We start from the raw sequence: 18,157 nt of genomic DNA, 5'->3' as shown, positions 1-18,157 counted from the left end.
CTCACGACGCGACGAAAGTAGTTGATACACAGTGCGTGCACCACAGTCCTGGTACACCGAGGCCCTCCGCGCCGGCGACCCGCAGTGGTCGGCCACGACCGAGGAGATCGACGCCGGTTTCGTCCGCGTGGGTTTCGAGATCGAGGACATCGAGCAGTTCCCGGAGATCACCGGCCCGCTTGTGATCGGTCGCGTCGAGACCATCGAGGAACTCACCGAGTTCAAGAAGCCGATCCGGTTCTGCACGGTCGCGGTCGGTGAGGCCGAGCCGCGCGGAATCGTCTGCGGTGCACGCAACTTCGCCGAGGGTGATCTGATCGTCGCGGCCCTGCCCGGCGTCGTGCTCCCCGGTCCGTTCGAGATCGCCTCGCGCAAGACCTATGGACGCGTTTCCGACGGCATGATCTGTTCGGTCTCCGAGCTGGGGATCGGTACCGATCACAGCGGCATCCTCGTCCTCGCGCCCGGAACCGCCGAGCCCGGTGCCGACGCCCGCGAGGTGCTCGGACTCGACGACGCGGCCATCGACGTGAACGTGACGCCGGACCGCGGTTACGCGTTCTCGGTGCGCGGACTCGGGCGCGAACTCGCCGGCAGCTTCGGGGTTCCGTTCGTCGATCCGGGATTGCGATCGGCGGACCTGCCGGACGACGGTTCGGTCCCGGCGTGGCCCGTCGCCATCGACGAGAACTCCGGCGCCACGCGCTACACCGCGCGGGTGATCACCGGCGTCGACCCCACGGCCATCTCGCCGTGGTGGATGCAGAAGCGGCTCATGGTCGCGGGGATCCGCCCGATCTCGGCGATCGTCGACATCACCAACTACGTGATGATCGAGCTCGGGCAGCCACTGCACGCCTTCGACGCCGACCGGATCACGGGCACCGTCTCCGTCCGTTCGGCACAACCGGGGGAGAAGCTCACCACCCTCGACGACACCGTGCGCGTCCTCGACCCCGAGGATGTGCTGATCACCGATGACACCGGGCCGATCGCCCTGGCCGGCGTCATGGGCGGCGCGAGCACCGAGGTGGGGCCGGAGACCACCACCGTGCTGCTGGAGTCGGCGACGTTCGACCCGGTTCGTGTCTTCCGCACCGCGAAGCGCCACAAGCTGACATCGGAGGCCAGCAAGAGATTCGAGCGGGTCGTCGACCCTGAGATCACCGCGGTGGCCTCCGACCGTGCGGCCGGACTGATCGTCGAGATCGCCGGCGGTACCGTCGCATCCCCGCTGTCGGAGACGCACGTCCAGACCCCGATCCGGTCGACGATCTCGATCCCGGCCGACGAACCCGATCGCGTCGCGGGTATCGGGTATCCGCCCGGCACCACCCTGACCAGGCTGACCGAGGTCGGCTGCGTGGTGACCGGAACCGACGAGCTCGACGTGTTCCCGCCCTCGTGGCGCCCCGACCTCCGGCAGCGCGCCGACCTCGTGGAGGAGGTCCTCCGGCTCGAAGGCCTCGAGGACATCCCCGCGGTGGTGCCCCGGGCGCCGGGCGGCACCGGGCTCACCCCGGTTCAACGTCGTCGACGCAGCGTCGGCCGCACTTTGGCGCTCGACGGCTACGTCGAGGTCCTGCCGTACCCGTTCATGCCGTCCGGCGTCTTCGACCTGTGGGACCTCCCGGCCGACGACGAACGCCGACGCACCGTCAAGGTCCTCAACCCGCTCGAGTCCGACCGTCCCGAACTGAACACCACTCTGCTTCCGGGCCTCCTGGAGATGGCGGCGCGCAACATCGCCCGCGGACAGCGTGACCTGTCGCTGTTCACCATCGGACAGGTCGTCATCGCCGGTGATCACGTGGCCGCTGTCGACGCGCTCGATGTGACGCGTCGCCCGACCGACGAGGAGATCGCCGCACTCGACGCCTCACTGCCGCATCAGCCGCTGCACGTCGGCGTCGTGCTCACCGGATTGCGCGATCCCGCCGGGCCCTGGGGGCCGGGACGCGCTGCCGATCACCTCGACGCCTTCGAGGCGGCCCGCACGATCGGCCGGGCGGCGGGGGTGACCGTCGAGCTCACCGCCGACGATCACCGGCCGTGGCATCCGGGCCGCTGTGCGCGGCTCACGGTCGACGGCCGCACGGTCGGTTACGCGGGCGAGCTGCATCCGGCTGTGCTGGAGCGGGCGCACCTGCCCAAGCGGACCTGCGCCGTGGAGATCGACATCGATGCGCTTCCCCTGGACCAGCGACTCCCGGCGCCGTCGGTGTCGGTGTTCCCGGCTGTCCTGCAGGACGTCAACGTCGTGGTCGGCGGTGAGGTCCCGGCCGCGGACGTCCAGGCCGCACTCCGCGACGGAGCCGGCGACCTGCTCGAGGACATCGCATTGTTCGACGTCTTCACCGGGGAGCAGGTCGGCGCGGGCAACAAGTCGCTCACGTTCTCGCTGCGGTTCCGCGCGGCCGATCGGACTCTCACCGAAGACGAGGCCAACGAGGCGAAGCTGGCCGCCGTCGACGCCGCGGCCTCCCGGGTGGGTGCCCGTCTGCGCTGACCCGGTCCCAGCGCGGGAACCACCCCGCCGTGAATTGATTTGCATCCTGCTGCATAATGATCAACATGGCTTCGACGAGCTCAACCAGCGGTGTGAAGGTGGCGGTGGCCGGTGCGAGCGGCTACGCGGGTGGCGAGATCCTCCGACTGTTGTGCGGGCACCCCCGCCTGCGATCGGGTGACCTCGAGATCGGTGCGCTCACCGCCGGCGGCAATGCCGGCACGCCCCTGGGGACCCATCACCCGCACCTGTTGCCGTTGGCCGATCGGGTGCTGGAGGACACGACCCCGGAAATCCTCGCCGGACACGACGTCGTCTTCCTGGGCTTGCCGCACGGTGCGTCGGCGGTGATCGCCGACGCGCTGCCGCCGACCACACTCATCATCGACTGCGGTGCGGACTTCCGGTTGCGGGACGCAGGCGAGTGGACCGCCTACTACGGCGGCGATCATGCCGGGACGTGGCCCTATGGTCTGCCCGAGCTGCCCGGCAATCGGGAGGTCCTCAAGGATGCGAGCCGGATCGCGGTACCCGGCTGCTACCCGACGGTGTCGATCCTGTCGTTGCTGCCGGCCATCGCGGCCGGGATCGCGGACCCGCACGTCACGGTGGTCGCCGTGAGCGGCGCCTCGGGTGCCGGCAGGTCTCCGAAGGTCGATCTGCTGGCCTCGGAGGTCATCGGGTCCGCGCGCGCGTACGGAGTCGGCGGCGTCCATCGGCACACGCCGGAGATCTCCCAGGCCCTCTCGGCTGCGGCCGAGCAGCCGGTGACGGTCTCGTTCACGCCGATCCTGGCGCCGATGGCGCGGGGCATCCTCGCCACGTGCACCGCGCGGACCGGTGCAACGGCCGCCGAGGCACGCGCGGTGTATGAGAAGGCTTATGCCGACGAGGAATTCGTGCACGTGCTGCCGGAGGGCAGACTGCCCGCGACCGGATCGGTCATCGGGTCGAACGCCGTGCAGCTCGGCGTCACCGTCGACGAACGCGCCGGGACCCTCGTGGTCGTCGGTGCGGTGGACAACCTCACCAAGGGGACCGGCGGCGCCGCGGTCCAATCGATGAACCTGGCGCTGGGCTGGACCGAGAACGAGGGACTGAGCACCGTGGGAGTGGCACCGTGACCGGAACCGGACAGACCGACAGCGCGGGAACAGAGCAGGATCGGATCGAAGGTGGTGCGCCCGGCGATCACCCGCGGCTCGTGCGGGGCCAGGGTGTCACGGCGCCCCTCGGCTTCCGAGCTGCCGGCATGGCCGCCGGGATCAAGGTCTCCGGCGCCCCCGATCTCGCTCTGGTCTTCAACGAGGGGCCCGACTACGCCGCTGCCGGCGTCTTCACCCGCAACCAGGTGAAGGCCGCGCCCGTGCTGTGGTCGCAGCAGGTCCTCACCACCGGCCGGCTGCGCACTGTCATCCTGAATTCCGGTGGTGCGAATGCCTGTACGGGCCCGGGCGGGTTCCAGGACACCCACCGGACCGCGGAGGCGGTGGCCGACGCGCTCAGCAACTGGGGGACGAGTACCGGCGCGGTCGAGGTCGCGGTCTGCTCGACCGGCCTGATCGGCGATCGACTGCCGATGGACAAGGTCCTGGCGGGGGTCACCGAGATCGTCCAGGACATGGGTGGCGGTCTGTCCGGCGGGACGGATGCCGCGCACGCGATCATGACCACCGACACCGTCCCCAAACAGGCTGCGCTGCATCACCCGCAGGGGTGGAACGTCGGCGGCATGGGTAAGGGCGCGGGGATGCTCGCGCCGTCGCTGGCCACCATGCTGGTGGTCCTCACGACCGACGCCAGTGCGACCGCCGAACAACTCGACACCGCCTTGCGCAGGGCGACGGCACGCACGTTCGACCGGTTGGACATCGACGGCTCGTGTTCGACGAACGACACGGTGCTGCTGCTGAGTTCGGGCGCCAGCCAGATCCCGGTCGACCAGACCGACCTGGACGACGCGGTCTTCGCCGTCTGCGACGATCTCGCCGCGCAGATGATGGCCGACGCGGAGGGCGTCACGAAGCGGGTCGTCATCACGGTCTCCGGTGCACACACCGAGGACGATGCGCTGACGGTCGCCCGGGCCGTCGCACGCGACTCGCTCGTCAAGACCGCCCTGTTCGGTTCGGATCCGAACTGGGGTCGGGTACTGGCCGCGGTCGGTGCGACGCCGGTCACCATCGACCCTGATCGCATCGCGGTGTCGTTCAACGGCAGTCCGGTGTGCGAGAACGGGTTCGGCGTCGAAGGCGCACGGGACGTGGACTTGTCGGGCACCGACATCGCCGTCGTCGTCGACCTGAAGCTGGGAGAGTCCGCGGCGAGCGTCCGGACCACCGACCTCTCGCACGCGTACGTCGAAGAGAACTCGGCGTACTCGTCATGAGCGAGACGACATCGGGAGTCCACCCGATCGACCCCGCCGCAGGTCTCGCGAAGGCGAAGGTCCTCGCCGAGGCGCTGCCCGCGCTGCAACGACTCGCGGGCGCGACCGTCGTCGTCAAGTACGGCGGCAACGCCATGGTCGACGACGAGTTGAAGAAGGCGTTCGCCGCGGACATGGTCTTCCTGCGCGCATGTGGGATGCATCCCGTGGTGGTTCACGGTGGCGGGCCGCAGATCTCGGCGATGCTGAAGCGGCTCGGTCTGCAGGGGGAGTTCAAGGGCGGATTCCGCGTGACCACCCCCGAAGTGATGGACGTGGCCCGGATGGTGCTGTTCGGACAGGTCGGGCGCGAACTCGTCGGGTTGATCAACTCGCACGGCCCGTACGCCGTCGGCATCACCGGCGAGGACGCGCACCTGTTCACCGCTTCGCGGCGGACGGTGCTCGTCGAGGGGGTTCCGACCGACATCGGCCTCGTCGGCGACATCGCGTCGGTCAACACCTCGGCGGTTCTGGATCTGGTCGCCGCCGGCCGTATCCCGGTCGTCTCCACGATCGCCCCGGACCGCGACGGCGTGGTCCACAACATCAACGCCGACACCGCCGCCGGGGCGCTGGCCGAGGCGCTCGGTGCGTCCCGACTGGTGATGCTCACCGACGTCGAGGGTCTGTACACGAACTGGCCCGATCGCGGATCCCTGGTGTCCCGGATCGACACCGACACACTGACCGGACTGCTGCCGTCACTCGACTCGGGCATGGTCCCCAAGATGGAGGCCTGTCTGCGCGCGGTCACCGGTGGCGTCGACCGTGCCCACGTGATCGACGGCCGCGTGGCACATTCCGTGCTCGCCGAACTGCTGACCGAGAGTTCGACGGGCACCACCGTCGTCGTACCGGAGGAGGAATCATGACCGCGCCACTGCAACAGCGCTGGGCACAGTCGCTGATGAACAACTACGGCACACCGGCGATCGCCCTCGTCGGCGGATCGGGCGCCCACGTGACCGACGCCGACGGCAAGCGCTACCTCGACCTCCTCGGCGGGATCGCGGTCAACGCACTCGGCCATGCGCACCCGGCGATCGTCGAGGCGGTGACCACCCAGCTCCAGACGCTCGGGCACGTGTCGAACCTGTACATCGCCCCGCCGGTCGTCGAACTCGCCGAGAAGTTGCTCGACCGTTTCGGCCACCCGGGCCGCGCTTTCTTCTGCAACTCCGGGACCGAGGCCAACGAGGCGGCCTTCAAGCTCGCCCGGCGGACCGGGCGGCCGGAGATCGTCGCCGCGGAGAAGGCCTTCCACGGCCGCACGATGGGTGCGCTCGCCATGACCGGTCAGCCGGCGAAACGGGAGCCGTTCGAGCCGATGCCCGCCGGCGTCCGCTTCGTCCCCTACGGGGACATCGACGCTCTCGACGCGGTGGTCTCCGACCGCACAGCGGCGGTCATCCTCGAACCGATCCTCGGTGAGGCGGGCGTCATCGTGCCGCCCGCGGACTATCTGGCCGCGGCTCGCCGGATCACCGAAGAGCGTGGCGCGCTGTTGATCCTGGACGAGGTCCAGACGGGGGTGGCCCGGACCGGCACCTTCTTCGCCCACCAGCAGGTCGGGATCGTCCCCGACGTGATGACCCTGGCCAAGGGACTGGGCGGGGGACTGCCGATCGGGGCGTGCATCGCCACCGGCCGCGCGGCCGACCTGTTCGAACCGGGCCAGCACGGCACCACCTTCGGCGGCAATCCCGTCAGTGCCGCAGCCGCGCTCGCCGTACTGCGCGTCATCGACTCCGAGGGTCTCGTCGACTCCGTTGCGGCGGTGGGCAAGTCGATCGCTGCCGGCATCGAGGACCTGCAGCACCCGCTGGTCTCCCATGTCCGGGGCGCCGGTCTGTTGCTCGGCGTGGTGCTGACCCAGCCGTTGTCGCAGCGCGTCGAGGCCGCGGCCCGGGATGCGGGGTTCCTCATCAACGCGCCCGCACCCGACGTCCTACGGCTGGCGCCGCCGCTGATCCTCACCGAAGAGGAGGGCCAGAGCTTCGTGGCTGCTTTGCCGGGACTGCTCGACACCGCCGCCACATCGACCGAGGGAGACAAGGCATGACCCGACATTTCCTGCGTGACGACGACCTGTCCCCGGCCGAACAGGCCGAGGTGCTCGCCCTCGCCGCCGAGGTCAAGGCGAAGCCGTTCGACTTCCGACCGCTGGAGGGACCTCGCGGAGTCGGCGTCATCTTCGACAAGAACTCGACCCGCACCCGCTTCTCCTTCGAGGTCGGCATCGCCCAACTCGGCGGGCACGCCGTCGTGGTCGACGGCCGCACCACGCAGCTCGGGCGCGAGGAGACGCTGGAGGACACCGGGCTCGTGCTGTCCCGGTTCGTCGACGCGATCGTGTGGCGCACCTTCGGCCAGGATCGACTCGATGCGCTGTCGTCGGCCGCCACGGTCCCGGTCGTCAACGCCCTCTCCGATGAGTTCCACCCGTGCCAGGTGCTCGCCGACCTGCAGACGATCATCGAGCACAAGGGTTCTCCCGCCGGCCTCACGATGACCTACCTGGGTGACGGCGCCAACAACATGGCGCACTCGCTCGCCCTGGGCGGTGTCACCGCCGGGATGCACGTTCGGATCAGTGCACCGGACGGCTTCCAGCCGGATCCCGGCGTCATCGCCGACACCGAGCGCCGCGCGGCGCAGACGGGTGGTTCGGTGGAGCTCGTCGGCGATCCCGTCGCCGCGTCCACCGGTGCCGATGTCCTGGTGACCGACACCTGGGTCTCGATGGGGCACGAGGACGACGGCAAGGACCGCACCGCGCCGTTCCGTCCGTACCAGATCAACGACGCGCTGCTCGCGCACGCCGCCGACGACGCGATCGTGCTGCACTGCCTGCCGGCACATCGCGGCGACGAGATCACCGCATCGGTCATCGACGGGCCGCGCAGCGTCGTGTTCGACGAGGCGGAGAACCGCCTGCACGCGCAGAAGGCCCTGCTGATCTGGCTGCTGGAGCACCAGTGACTCGCGAATCGCAGTGAGCAGGAGTTCGTCATGACCGGGAATCCACGATGACCGCCGGGGCCGAACCCTCGGAGAGCCGGCTGGCCGCCACCCGGGCGGGACGCCATGCGCGGATCATCGAGATCCTGTCCACGCATCAGGTCCGCAGCCAGTCCGAACTGCAGCGGCTGCTCGCCGAGGAGGGCGTCGACGCCACGCAGGCCACCCTGTCGCGCGACCTCGACGAGCTCGGCGCGGTGAAGCTGCGCGCGGCAGACGGCGGGGCTGGCGTGTACGTCGTTCCCGAGGACGGTTCGCCCGTCCGCGGCGTGTCCGGCGGTACCGACCGACTCGGCAGGCTGGTCTCCGACCTCCTGGTGTCGACCGACAGCAGCGGCAACCTCGCGGTGCTGCGCACGCCTCCGGGCGCCGCGCACTACCTCGCGGCCGCCCTCGACCGGGCACGCCTGCCCGACGTCGTCGGGACGATCGCCGGGGACGACACGATCTTCGTGGTGGCTCGCGAACCGCTCGACGGCGCCGGGCTCGCGCGGCGGATCGAGGGACTCGTGTAGCCGCGGCCGGACCTGAACCGAACCAGCCGACCAGCACAGAACAGACAGACCACACCAAACGAACAGCCGCGACACCGCCAATCGGTACCCGGACGGTGTCGCCGGAACACCGGGGCCGATGATGGACTCGGTCAACGCGCAGAACAGGAGCTTCACCTCATGGCAGAACGTGTCGTACTCGCATACTCGGGCGGCCTGGACACCTCGGTCGCGATCAGCTGGATCCAGAAGGAGACCGGCAAAGAGGTCGTCGCCGTGGCCCTGGACCTCGGTCAGGGCGGCGAGGACATGGAGGTCATCCGGCAGCGCGCACTGGACTGCGGCGCGGTCGAGGCCGTCGTGGTCGACGCCCGCGACGAGTTCGCCGATGAGTACTGCCTCGGCGCGATCACCTCGAACGCGCTCTACATGGACCGGTACCCGCTCGTCTCGGCACTGTCCCGGCCGCTGATCGCCAAGCACCTCGTCACCGCGGCCCGCGACCATGGCGGCACCGTTGTGGCCCACGGATGCACCGGCAAGGGCAACGACCAGGTCCGCTTCGAGGTTGGGTTCGCCACTCTCGCACCGGATCTGCAGGTACTCGCCCCGGTCCGCGACTACGCGTGGACCCGCGAGAAGGCCATCGCCTTCGCCGGCGAGAACGACATCCCGATCAACGTGACCAAGAAGTCGCCCTTCTCCATCGACCAGAACGTGTGGGGTCGTGCGGTGGAGACCGGCTTCCTCGAGGATCTGTGGAACGCGCCGACCAAGGACGTCTACGACTACACCGAGGACCCGACGGTCAACTGGAATTCCCCCGACGAGGTCATCATCGGCTTCGACAAGGGCCGCCCGGTCAGCATCGACGGACGTCCGGTGAGCGTGCTCGAGGCCATCCAGGAACTCAACCGACGCGCGGGTGCGCAGGGCGTCGGACGACTCGACGTCGTCGAGGACCGGCTCGTGGGCATCAAGAGCCGTGAGGTGTACGAGGCTCCCGGCGCCATGGTCCTCATCCGCGCGCACGAGGAGCTCGAACACGTGACCCTTGAGCGCGAGCTGGGGCGCTACAAGCGCGGCACCGACCAGAAGTGGGCCGAGCTGGTGTACGACGGTCTGTGGTTCTCGCCGCTGAAGCGGTCGCTGGACTCCTTCGTCGCCTCGACGCAGGAGCACGTGACGGGCGAGATCCGGCTGACCCTGCACGGCGGCACCATCGCCGCCACCGGTCGCCGCAGCTCCGAGTCGCTCTACGACTTCAACCTCGCCACCTACGACGAGGGCGACACCTTCGATCAGTCCGCCGCGCGCGGCTTCGTCGAGCTGCACGGCCTGTCGTCGAAGATCGCCGCGAAGCGGGACCTGAATCTGTGAGTGCGGGCACCGGCGGCGGTAGCGGCCCGGAGACGGGCGGGACGACCAACCAGGGTTCGCTCTGGGGTGGTCGTTTCGCCGGTGGCCCGGCCGAGGCGATGGCCGCGCTCAGCAAGTCGACCCACTTCGACTGGGCGTTGGCCCCGTTCGACATCGAGGCGTCGAAGGCGCACGCCCGCGTCCTGAACAAGGCCGGGCTGCTCACGGCTGACGACCTCACCGGGATGATCGACGGTCTCGATCGTCTCGCCGCCGATGTCGCCGACGGCAGCTTCGGGCCGGCCGAGTCCGACGAGGACGTCCACGGCGCCCTCGAACGCGGGCTGATCGAGCGGGTCGGCCCCGAACTCGGTGGCCGGCTACGCGCGGGACGGTCGCGCAACGATCAGGTCGCGACCCTGTTCCGGATGTGGCTGCGCGCCGCGATGCGTCGGGTGGCGCTCGGGGTGCTCGACGTCGTCGAGGCGCTCACCGCGCAGGCGGCCGCCCATCCGGACGCGATCATGCCGGGCAAGACCCATCTGCAGGCGGCGCAACCGGTCCTGCTGGGGCATCATCTGCTGGCACATGCACAGCCGTTGCTGCGCGACATCGATCGGCTCGCCGACGCCGATCGTCGGACAGCGGTGTCGCCGTACGGTTCCGGTGCACTCGCCGGCTCGTCGCTCGGGCTGGATCCGGCGGCGATCGCGGCCGACCTCGGTTTCGACGCGCCCGCCGAGAACTCGATCGACGCCACCTCGGCGCGTGACTTCGCCGCCGAGGCCGCGTTCGTGTTCGCGATGATCGCGGTGGACCTCTCCCGGTTGTCCGAAGAGGTGATCATCTGGAGCACACCCGAATTCGGCTATGTGACGCTCGCCGACGCGTGGTCCACCGGCAGCTCGATCATGCCGCAGAAGAAGAACCCGGACGTTGCCGAGCTGATGCGCGGCAAGGCCGGGCGGCTCATCGGTGACCTGACCGGGTTGCTCGCGACACTCAAGGCACAACCGCTGGCCTACAACCGCGACCTCCAAGAGGACAAGGAACCGGTCTTCGACGCGGTCGCCCAGCTGGAGCTGTTGCTGCCGGCGGTGACCGGACTGGTCTCGACGCTGGAGTTCCACACCGACCGCATGGCCGAACTCGCTCCGGCGGGCTTCACCCTGGCCACCGACATCGCCGAGTGGATGGTCCGGCAGGGCGTGCCGTTCCGCGTCGCGCACGAGGCCGCGGGCGCCTGTGTCCGCGAGGCGGAATCACGCGGCGTCGGCCTGGACGAGCTCGACGACGCGACGCTGGCCGGTGTGCATCCCGCGCTGACGGCGGCCGTGCGCGAGGTCCTGACGGTGCGCGGTTCGGTCGAATCGCGCAGCGCGCACGGCGGTACCGCGCCCGAGCAGGTGCAGCGACAAATCAAGGTGGTGACGGCTGCGACCAACGATCTGCGGACTCGTTGGACTGCTGGGCCCGGCGGGCGACGCTGATCCGGTACGACTGAGTACAGTGACCTGTGTCACCGGCGCGGTGTGTTCGACACGCGGGTGAGACCGGGACACCGACGACTGGAGGATCGACACGATGGCGGTGTGGGACGGGGGCCCCGATATCGCGGGGGTGGTCGGCAGAGTGTTGGCCACCGCGCAGAACGGCCTCGAGGTGTTGCGGTTCGGCGGACTGGAGACAGGTACCGAGCCGGCACCGTTCGCGGTGGTCGAGACGCACAAGATGTTCCGGCTGCGCCGGTATTTCCCGAACGATCCGTCGACCGGCCCCAACATCGTTCTGGTGCCGCCGATGATGGTGTCGGCCAACGTCTATGACGTGACCGAACACAATGGTGCGGTTTCCATCCTGCACCGCAACGGCATCACGCCGTGGGTCGTCGATTTCGGATCGCCGGACTCCGAAGAAGGGGGGATGGAACGGAACCTCGCCGACCACGTGGTCGCCATCAGCCGGGCGATCGACCTGATCGTCGAGGCCACCGGGCGCGACATCCACCTGGCCGGTTACTCCCAGGGCGGCATGTTCGCGTACCAGACCGCGGCGTATCGCCGATCCAAGGGGATCGCGAGTCTGATCACCTTTGGCAGCCCGGTGGACGTGCTCGCCGCGCTGCCCCTGGGGCTGCCCGCCGGCCTGGTGGCGCCGGCGGCCGAATTCCTGGCGGACAAGGCTTTCTCACGCAATCTCTGGGTGCGGGATTGGATGGCGCGCACCGGCTTTCAGCTACTCGACCCGGTGAAGACGGTGCGCAGCCGGATCGACTTCCTCCGTCGACTACACGACCGCGAGGCACTCCTGCCACGTGAGGACCAGCGCCGCTTCCTCGAAGCCGACGGCTGGGTCGCCTGGTCGGGCCCGGCGATCGCCGAGCTGCTGCGGCAGTTCGTGGCGCACAACCGGATGGTGTCCGGGGGCTTCGTGATCAACGGCGACCTCGTCTCGCTCGCCGAGATCACCTGCCCGGTCCTCGCGTTCGTCGGCGATGCCGACGACATCGGCCAACCCGCGGCGGTGCGCGGGATAGTCAGGGCCGCGCCCGACGCCGAGGTCTACGAATCCGCGCTCCCGGTCGGACATTTCGGACTCGTGGTCGGCAGCGCGGCCGGCGAGCACACCTGGCCGACGACCTCCGACTGGGTGAACTGGCTCTCCGACAACGGTCCGCGCCCCGAGCTCATCACCGAGATGTCGCTCGTCGAACCGGGCCACGGCGGCGGGGTCAGTCTGTCCTCGCGCATCACGCACGGAGTGGGCTCGGTGGCCGACGCCGGCACCGCTGCGTCGCGCGAACTGCTCGGTCTGGCCAACTCCCTGCAACGGACCTCGCGGGCGGTGGCGTCGGAATCGGTGCGGACCGTGCCACGACTGTTCCGCCTCGGACAGATCCAGAGCGGGACGCGCATCTCCCTCTCGAAACTGATGGCCGAGAACACCAAACGCGGCGGCGACAGCGAGCTGTTCCTCTTCGAGAACCGCGTGCTCACCCACGCCCAGGTGAACGCACGCATCGACAACGTGGTCGCCGGCCTCGTCGACTGCTGCATCCGTCCGGGCCAGCACATCGGTGTGCTGATGGACACCCGGCCCAGCGCCCTGGTCGTCATCGCCGCGCTCTCCCGCCTGGGGGCGGTGGCGGTGCTGCTCGCCGCGGATGCCGACGTCCGCGAGATGATGCGGCTCGCCGACAGTTCGGTGATCGTCACCGATCCCACCAACCTCGACCTCGCGACCGCCGCCTCGGACCGGGTGCTGGTGCTCGGCGGGGGGAGTGGCGATTCCCGTGCGATCGACGGCGCCGACGGGACATCGATCGTCGACATGGAGCGCATCGACCCCGACGAGGTCGTCATGCCGACCTGGTACCGACCCGATCCCGGGCTCGCGGGAGATCTCGCATTCATCCTGTTCAGCCGTGCGTACGGCAAACTCGTCCCCTGGCCGGTGACCAACCACCGGTTCGCGATGTCGGCCTTCGGCGCGGCGTCGGCGGCGGCGCTCACCGACCGCGACACCGTGTACTGCCTGCCTCCGCTGCATCATGCGTCGGGACTGCTCACGACATTGGGCGCGACGGTCGTCGGGCGCTCACGCATCGCGCTGTCCAACGGCATCGATCCCGCGAACTTCGCGGTGGAGGTGCAGCGCTACGGGATCACTGTCGTGTCCTACACGTGGTCGATGCTCAGCGGCATCGTGCGCGACCCCGACTTCCACATCAACCAGCACAACCCGATCCGGTTGTTCATGGGCTCCGGCATGTCGGCGGGACTGTGGGAGGACGTGTGCGCCAGCTTCCCTCGCGCGCGCATCCTCGAGTTCTTCGCCACCGCCGACGGTTCGGCGATCCTCGCGAACGTGTCCGGGGACAAACTCTCCTCCGTCGGCCGACCGCTGCCGGAGACCAATCCCGTCGAGGTCGCGGCCTACGACATCGTCGGCGACCGGTTGCTCATCGACGACTCCGGCTTCGTCCGGCGTGCCGAGACGGGGGAGCCCGGTCTGCTCCTGGCCAAGGCGAAGCACAAGTTCGATACCAACGGGACGGTCCTTCGCGACGTCTTCACGACGCGGGACCGGTGGGAGGTGTCGGGACACCTGTTCGTCCGGGACGCCGACGGCGACCTGTACTTCCTCGGGGCGACCGACCGCGTGCTGCGAACCGCCGACGGGCCGGTGTTCATCCCGCCCCTCACGCACGCGCTCTCGCGGCTCAAGAGTGTCGACCAGGTCGTCGTGTACGGCGTCGGCGAACCCGGACACCAGGTCGTCGTCGCCGCGATGACCCTTCGGCCCGGAGTCAAACCGGACTCGCTCACGGTCAGCCAACTGCGGATCGCGCTGGGGGAGTACCGAGCCGACGCCCGACCTCACCTGATCCACGTCGTCGAGGAGATCCCGAAGTCGGCGTCCTTCCGTCCGCTGAGCACCGGCCTGGTGGAGGAGGGACTGCCGAAACCCGGCGCGCGCGTCTGGTACCGGGACGATGACGGCCGCTACCGCAGGTACACCCGGACCGTGGCGGAGAAGCTGGACTGGACCGGCTCCCGGACGAGCGATGCCCTAGGGTGATCGGGGTGACGACACGCGCTGAGGCCATCGACCCGATCGTGCGCGAACGCCTGGCCTGCCCGCAGGACCACGGTCCGCTGATCGACGCCGGCGACGAGCTCTACAACCCGCGGCTACATGTCGCGTACCGCATCGACTCCGACGGCATCCCGGTGATGCTGGTCGACGAGGCGCGGGCGGTCGACGACGCCGAGCACGAGCGCATCGTCTCCTCGAAGTAGTCCGATCGTCGGTCGGGTCCGGGTGCCGGGCTCCGGCGCGCCTCACCTCACCCGCGACCCGATCTCGTCGGATGACAAGATCGAGGGGTGAGTGCTGACAACGTCGAGACCCCCGAGCCGACCGCCGTTCCCGCAACCGTCGACATCCTCGACGAGCTGCACTGGCGCGGGCTGATCGCTCAGTCCACCGATCTGGCTGCCCTAGGTGATGCCCTCTCGAACGGGCCGGTCACCCTGTACGCGGGGTTCGATCCGACAGCGGCGAGTCTGCACGCCGGACACCTCGTACCGCTGTTGACCCTCAAGCGGTTCCAGCTCGCCGGCCATCGTCCGATCGTCCTCGCCGGCGGAGCCACCGGTCTGATCGGTGACCCCCGTGACGTGGGGGAGCGGACGATGAACTCGGCCGACACCGTCGCCGAGTGGGCCGGAGGCATCGACGCGCAGCTCCGACGGTTCGTCGACATCGCCGACTCCCCGACAGGTGCCGTGGTGGTCAACAACCTCGACTGGACCGGTCAGCTGTCGGCGATCGAGTTCCTGCGCGATCTGGGCAAGCACTTCTCGGTGAACGTGATGCTCGCCCGAGACACGGTGAAGCGTCGTCTCGACGCCGACGGCATGAGCTACGCCGAGTTCAGCTACCTGCTCCTGCAGTCGAACGACTTCGTCGAGCTCCATCGCCGGTACGGATGCACGCTTCAGATCGGTGGCTCCGATCAGTGGGGGAACATCGTCGGCGGGGTCGACCTGGCCCGACGCCTCGACGGCTCGGCGCTGCACGCGTTGACCGTTCCCCTCGTCACGTCCGCGGATGGCAAGAAGTTCGGCAAGTCCACCGGCGGCGGCAGTCTGTGGCTCGACCCGGAGCTGACGAGTCCCTACTCCTGGTACCAGTACTTCGTGAACACCGCAGACGCCGATGTCGTCCGCTACCTGCGGTGGTTCACATTCCTCGGGCGGGACGAGATCGAGGAACTCGAGCGCGCGACCGTCGAGACCCCGCACCTGCGCCTGGCGCAGCGCCGCCTCGCCGCCGAGATGACGACCCTCATCCACGGAAAGGCCAACACCGACGCGGTCGAGTTGGCCAGCCAGGCACTGTTCGGCCGGGCGGAACTCGACGAACTCGACGAGGCGACCCTCGCGGCCGCACTCGGCGAGACCTCGGTCGCCGACTACCCCGATCGCCGGCCGACCATCATCGAACTGCTCGTCGACACGAAGCTGTCGGAGAGCAACAAGGCCGCTCGTCGTGCCGTGTCGGAGGGTGGCGCGTACGTGAACAACACCAAGATCTCCGACCCGGAGTGGCAGCCGGCCGATGCCGACCTGCTCCATGGCCGGTGGTTGGTGGTCCGTCGCGGCAAGAAGAGTTTCGCCGGCGCCAAACTAGGCCGCTGACCAGGCGATTTGACGCGTTGTTCGCGCCTGTGTAACTTAATCGACGCACCGCAGAGAGCAACTCCCCCGGAGCCGCAAGCCCCGGGGAAGTAAAAGTGCCCGAGCCATTCGCTCGGGCCGCCTGTGCGGGGCCACTCCCGAGAACAAGAGCGTGAGTATTCGTCACGCTCTGGGAAGCTCGTCGGAGCCGGCTTCACATCGAAGACGTCTGGCGGGTGTGTGTTCTTTGAGAACTCGATAGTGTGTTGGTGGATTGTTTGATGCCATATATTTGGTGTCAGATGGTTTGCTTAGATGATGTGTCCGCGACCTCGAAGTCGCGAGACGCTGATGAGTTTATTTTTTGATGCCAGTTTTTTTTTGAGGATTATTTTGGTCAGGTTTTGCTTTCCTGGTTGAAACATTTGTGTTGAAACGTCGGCTTTCGGGTCGGTTTGGTTTCTACATTTTTTCATGGAGAGTTTGATCCTGGCTCAGGACGAACGCTGGCGGCGTGCTTAACACATGCAAGTCGAACGGAAAGGCCCAGCTTGCTGGGTACTCGAGTGGCGAACGGGTGAGTAACACGTGGGTGATCTGCCCTGCACTCTGGGATAAGCCTGGGAAACTGGGTCTAATACCGGATATGACCAACTGTCGCATGGTGGTTGGTGGAAAGCTTTTGCGGTGTGGGATGGGCCCGCGGCCTATCAGCTTGTTGGTGGGGTAATGGCCTACCAAGGCGACGACGGGTAGCCGACCTGAGAGGGTGATCGGCCACACTGGGACTGAGACACGGCCCAGACTCCTACGGGAGGCAGCAGTGGGGAATATTGCACAATGGGCGCAAGCCTGATGCAGCGACGCCGCGTGAGGGATGACGGCCTTCGGGTTGTAAACCTCTTTCACCAGGGACGAAGCGTGAGTGACGGTACCTGGAGAAGAAGCACCGGCCAACTACGTGCCAGCAGCCGCGGTAATACGTAGGGTGCGAGCGTTGTCCGGAATTACTGGGCGTAAAGAGCTCGTAGGCGGTTTGTCGCGTCGTCTGTGAAATTCTGCAACTCAATTGCAGGCGTGCAGGCGATACGGGCAGACTTGAGTACTACAGGGGAGACTGGAATTCCTGGTGTAGCGGTGAAATGCGCAGATATCAGGAGGAACACCGGTGGCGAAGGCGGGTCTCTGGGTAGTAACTGACGCTGAGGAGCGAAAGCGTGGGTAGCGAACAGGATTAGATACCCTGGTAGTCCACGCCGTAAACGGTGGGTACTAGGTGTGGGTTCCTTTTCACGGGATCCGTGCCGTAGCTAACGCATTAAGTACCCCGCCTGGGGAGTACGGCCGCAAGGCTAAAACTCAAAGGAATTGACGGGGGCCCGCACAAGCGGCGGAGCATGTGGATTAATTCGATGCAACGCGAAGAACCTTACCTGGGTTTGACATACACCAGACGCGGCTAGAGATAGTCGTTCCCTTGTGGTTGGTGTACAGGTGGTGCATGGCTGTCGTCAGCTCGTGTCGTGAGATGTTGGGTTAAGTCCCGCAACGAGCGCAACCCTTGTCCTGTATTGCCAGCGGGTTATGCCGGGGACTTGCAGGAGACTGCCGGGGTCAACTCGGAGGAAGGTGGGGATGACGTCAAGTCATCATGCCCCTTATGTCCAGGGCTTCACACATGCTACAATGGCTGGTACAGAGGGCTGCGATACCGTGAGGTGGAGCGAATCCCTTAAAGCCAGTCTCAGTTCGGATTGGGGTCTGCAACTCGACCCCATGAAGTCGGAGTCGCTAGTAATCGCAGATCAGCAACGCTGCGGTGAATACGTTCCCGGGCCTTGTACACACCGCCCGTCACGTCATGAAAGTCGGTAACACCCGAAGCCGGTGGCCTAACCCCTTGTGGGAGGGAGCTGTCGAAGGTGGGATCGGCGATTGGGACGAAGTCGTAACAAGGTAGCCGTACCGGAAGGTGCGGCTGGATCACCTCCTTTCTAAGGAGCACACAACAACACGTGTTTCAGCAGGCGTTTGTTCTGCGGCGCGTGTGTGTTCGAGGGTGAAACATCAAACACGCCACACAAGGTGCCGGCCTCATATGGGCAGGCGCTGGTGGCGAGCTTTCCGGGCGACCGGCTTGCTGCTCCCAACACACTAT

At 67.7% G+C, this 18,157-nt stretch carries 12 protein-coding genes and 1 rRNA gene; all 13 read left to right on the top strand.

Going from position 1 to position 18,157, the window contains the following annotated elements:
• Nucleotides 1-31: 31 nt before the first annotated feature.
• The 13 genes from pheT (at nt 32) to BCM27_RS14365 (ending at nt 17,993) form a co-directional block, all read left to right on the top strand.
• Complete coding sequence (gene pheT, locus BCM27_RS14425; protein WP_004018760.1) at nt 32-2,509, top strand: phenylalanine--tRNA ligase subunit beta; 2,478 nt, start codon at nt 32-34, stop codon at nt 2,507-2,509.
• A 65-nt stretch (nt 2,510-2,574) separates the two neighbouring features.
• The gene (gene argC, locus BCM27_RS14420; protein WP_033206414.1) at nt 2,575-3,633 is read left to right on the top strand and encodes an N-acetyl-gamma-glutamyl-phosphate reductase; all 1,059 of its coding nucleotides are present in this window, start codon (nt 2,575-2,577) and stop codon (nt 3,631-3,633) included.
• On the top strand, nt 3,630-4,898 hold the full coding sequence (gene argJ / locus BCM27_RS14415) for a bifunctional glutamate N-acetyltransferase/amino-acid acetyltransferase ArgJ (protein WP_004018762.1): 1,269 nt from the start codon (nt 3,630-3,632) through the stop codon (nt 4,896-4,898). Before argC ends, argJ begins: the two co-directional genes overlap by 4 nt.
• Nucleotides 4,895-5,812 carry an acetylglutamate kinase gene (gene argB / locus BCM27_RS14410; RefSeq protein WP_004018763.1) on the top strand — a complete coding sequence of 306 codons (918 nt, stop codon included), beginning with the start codon at nt 4,895-4,897 and terminating at the stop codon, nt 5,810-5,812. Before argJ ends, argB begins: the two co-directional genes overlap by 4 nt.
• Nucleotides 5,809-7,002 (top strand): acetylornithine transaminase, encoded by a 1,194-nt coding sequence (locus tag BCM27_RS14405; protein WP_004018764.1) that lies wholly within the window; start codon nt 5,809-5,811, stop codon nt 7,000-7,002. Before argB ends, BCM27_RS14405 begins: the two co-directional genes overlap by 4 nt.
• Nucleotides 6,999-7,922, top strand: coding sequence for an ornithine carbamoyltransferase (gene argF, locus BCM27_RS14400; protein ID WP_004018765.1), 924 nt, complete (start codon nt 6,999-7,001; stop codon nt 7,920-7,922). The genes BCM27_RS14405 and argF overlap by 4 nt, the downstream gene beginning before the upstream one ends.
• Nucleotides 7,923-7,969: 47 nt before the next feature.
• Nucleotides 7,970-8,476, top strand: coding sequence for an arginine repressor (locus BCM27_RS14395; protein WP_004018766.1), 507 nt, complete (start codon nt 7,970-7,972; stop codon nt 8,474-8,476).
• Nucleotides 8,477-8,635: 159 nt separating this feature from the next.
• On the top strand, nt 8,636-9,835 hold the full coding sequence (locus tag BCM27_RS14390) for an argininosuccinate synthase (protein ID WP_004018767.1): 1,200 nt from the start codon (nt 8,636-8,638) through the stop codon (nt 9,833-9,835).
• Nucleotides 9,832-11,304, top strand: coding sequence for an argininosuccinate lyase (gene argH / locus BCM27_RS14385; protein WP_004018768.1), 1,473 nt, complete (start codon nt 9,832-9,834; stop codon nt 11,302-11,304). Before BCM27_RS14390 ends, argH begins: the two co-directional genes overlap by 4 nt.
• Nucleotides 11,305-11,398: 94 nt before the next feature.
• The gene (locus tag BCM27_RS14380) at nt 11,399-14,395 is read left to right on the top strand and encodes an AMP-binding protein (protein WP_004018769.1); all 2,997 of its coding nucleotides are present in this window, start codon (nt 11,399-11,401) and stop codon (nt 14,393-14,395) included.
• Nucleotides 14,396-14,400: 5 nt separating this feature from the next.
• Nucleotides 14,401-14,616: a Trm112 family protein gene (locus BCM27_RS14375; protein ID WP_033206417.1), complete on the top strand. Its 216-nt coding sequence runs from the start codon at nt 14,401-14,403 to the stop codon at nt 14,614-14,616.
• Between the two features lie 87 nt (nt 14,617-14,703).
• Complete coding sequence (tyrS, locus tag BCM27_RS14370; protein WP_004018771.1) at nt 14,704-16,020, top strand: tyrosine--tRNA ligase; 1,317 nt, start codon at nt 14,704-14,706, stop codon at nt 16,018-16,020.
• A 450-nt stretch (nt 16,021-16,470) separates the two neighbouring features.
• Nucleotides 16,471-17,993 (top strand): 16S ribosomal RNA (locus tag BCM27_RS14365).
• The last annotated feature ends 164 nt before the right edge of the window (nt 17,994-18,157 follow it).

The organism is Gordonia terrae, assembly GCF_001698225.1.
Lineage (GTDB): Bacteria > Actinomycetota > Actinomycetes > Mycobacteriales > Mycobacteriaceae > Gordonia > Gordonia terrae.
The sequence above is the reverse complement of the archived record's forward strand: the minus strand, read 5'-3'. Positions and strand labels throughout refer to the sequence as shown.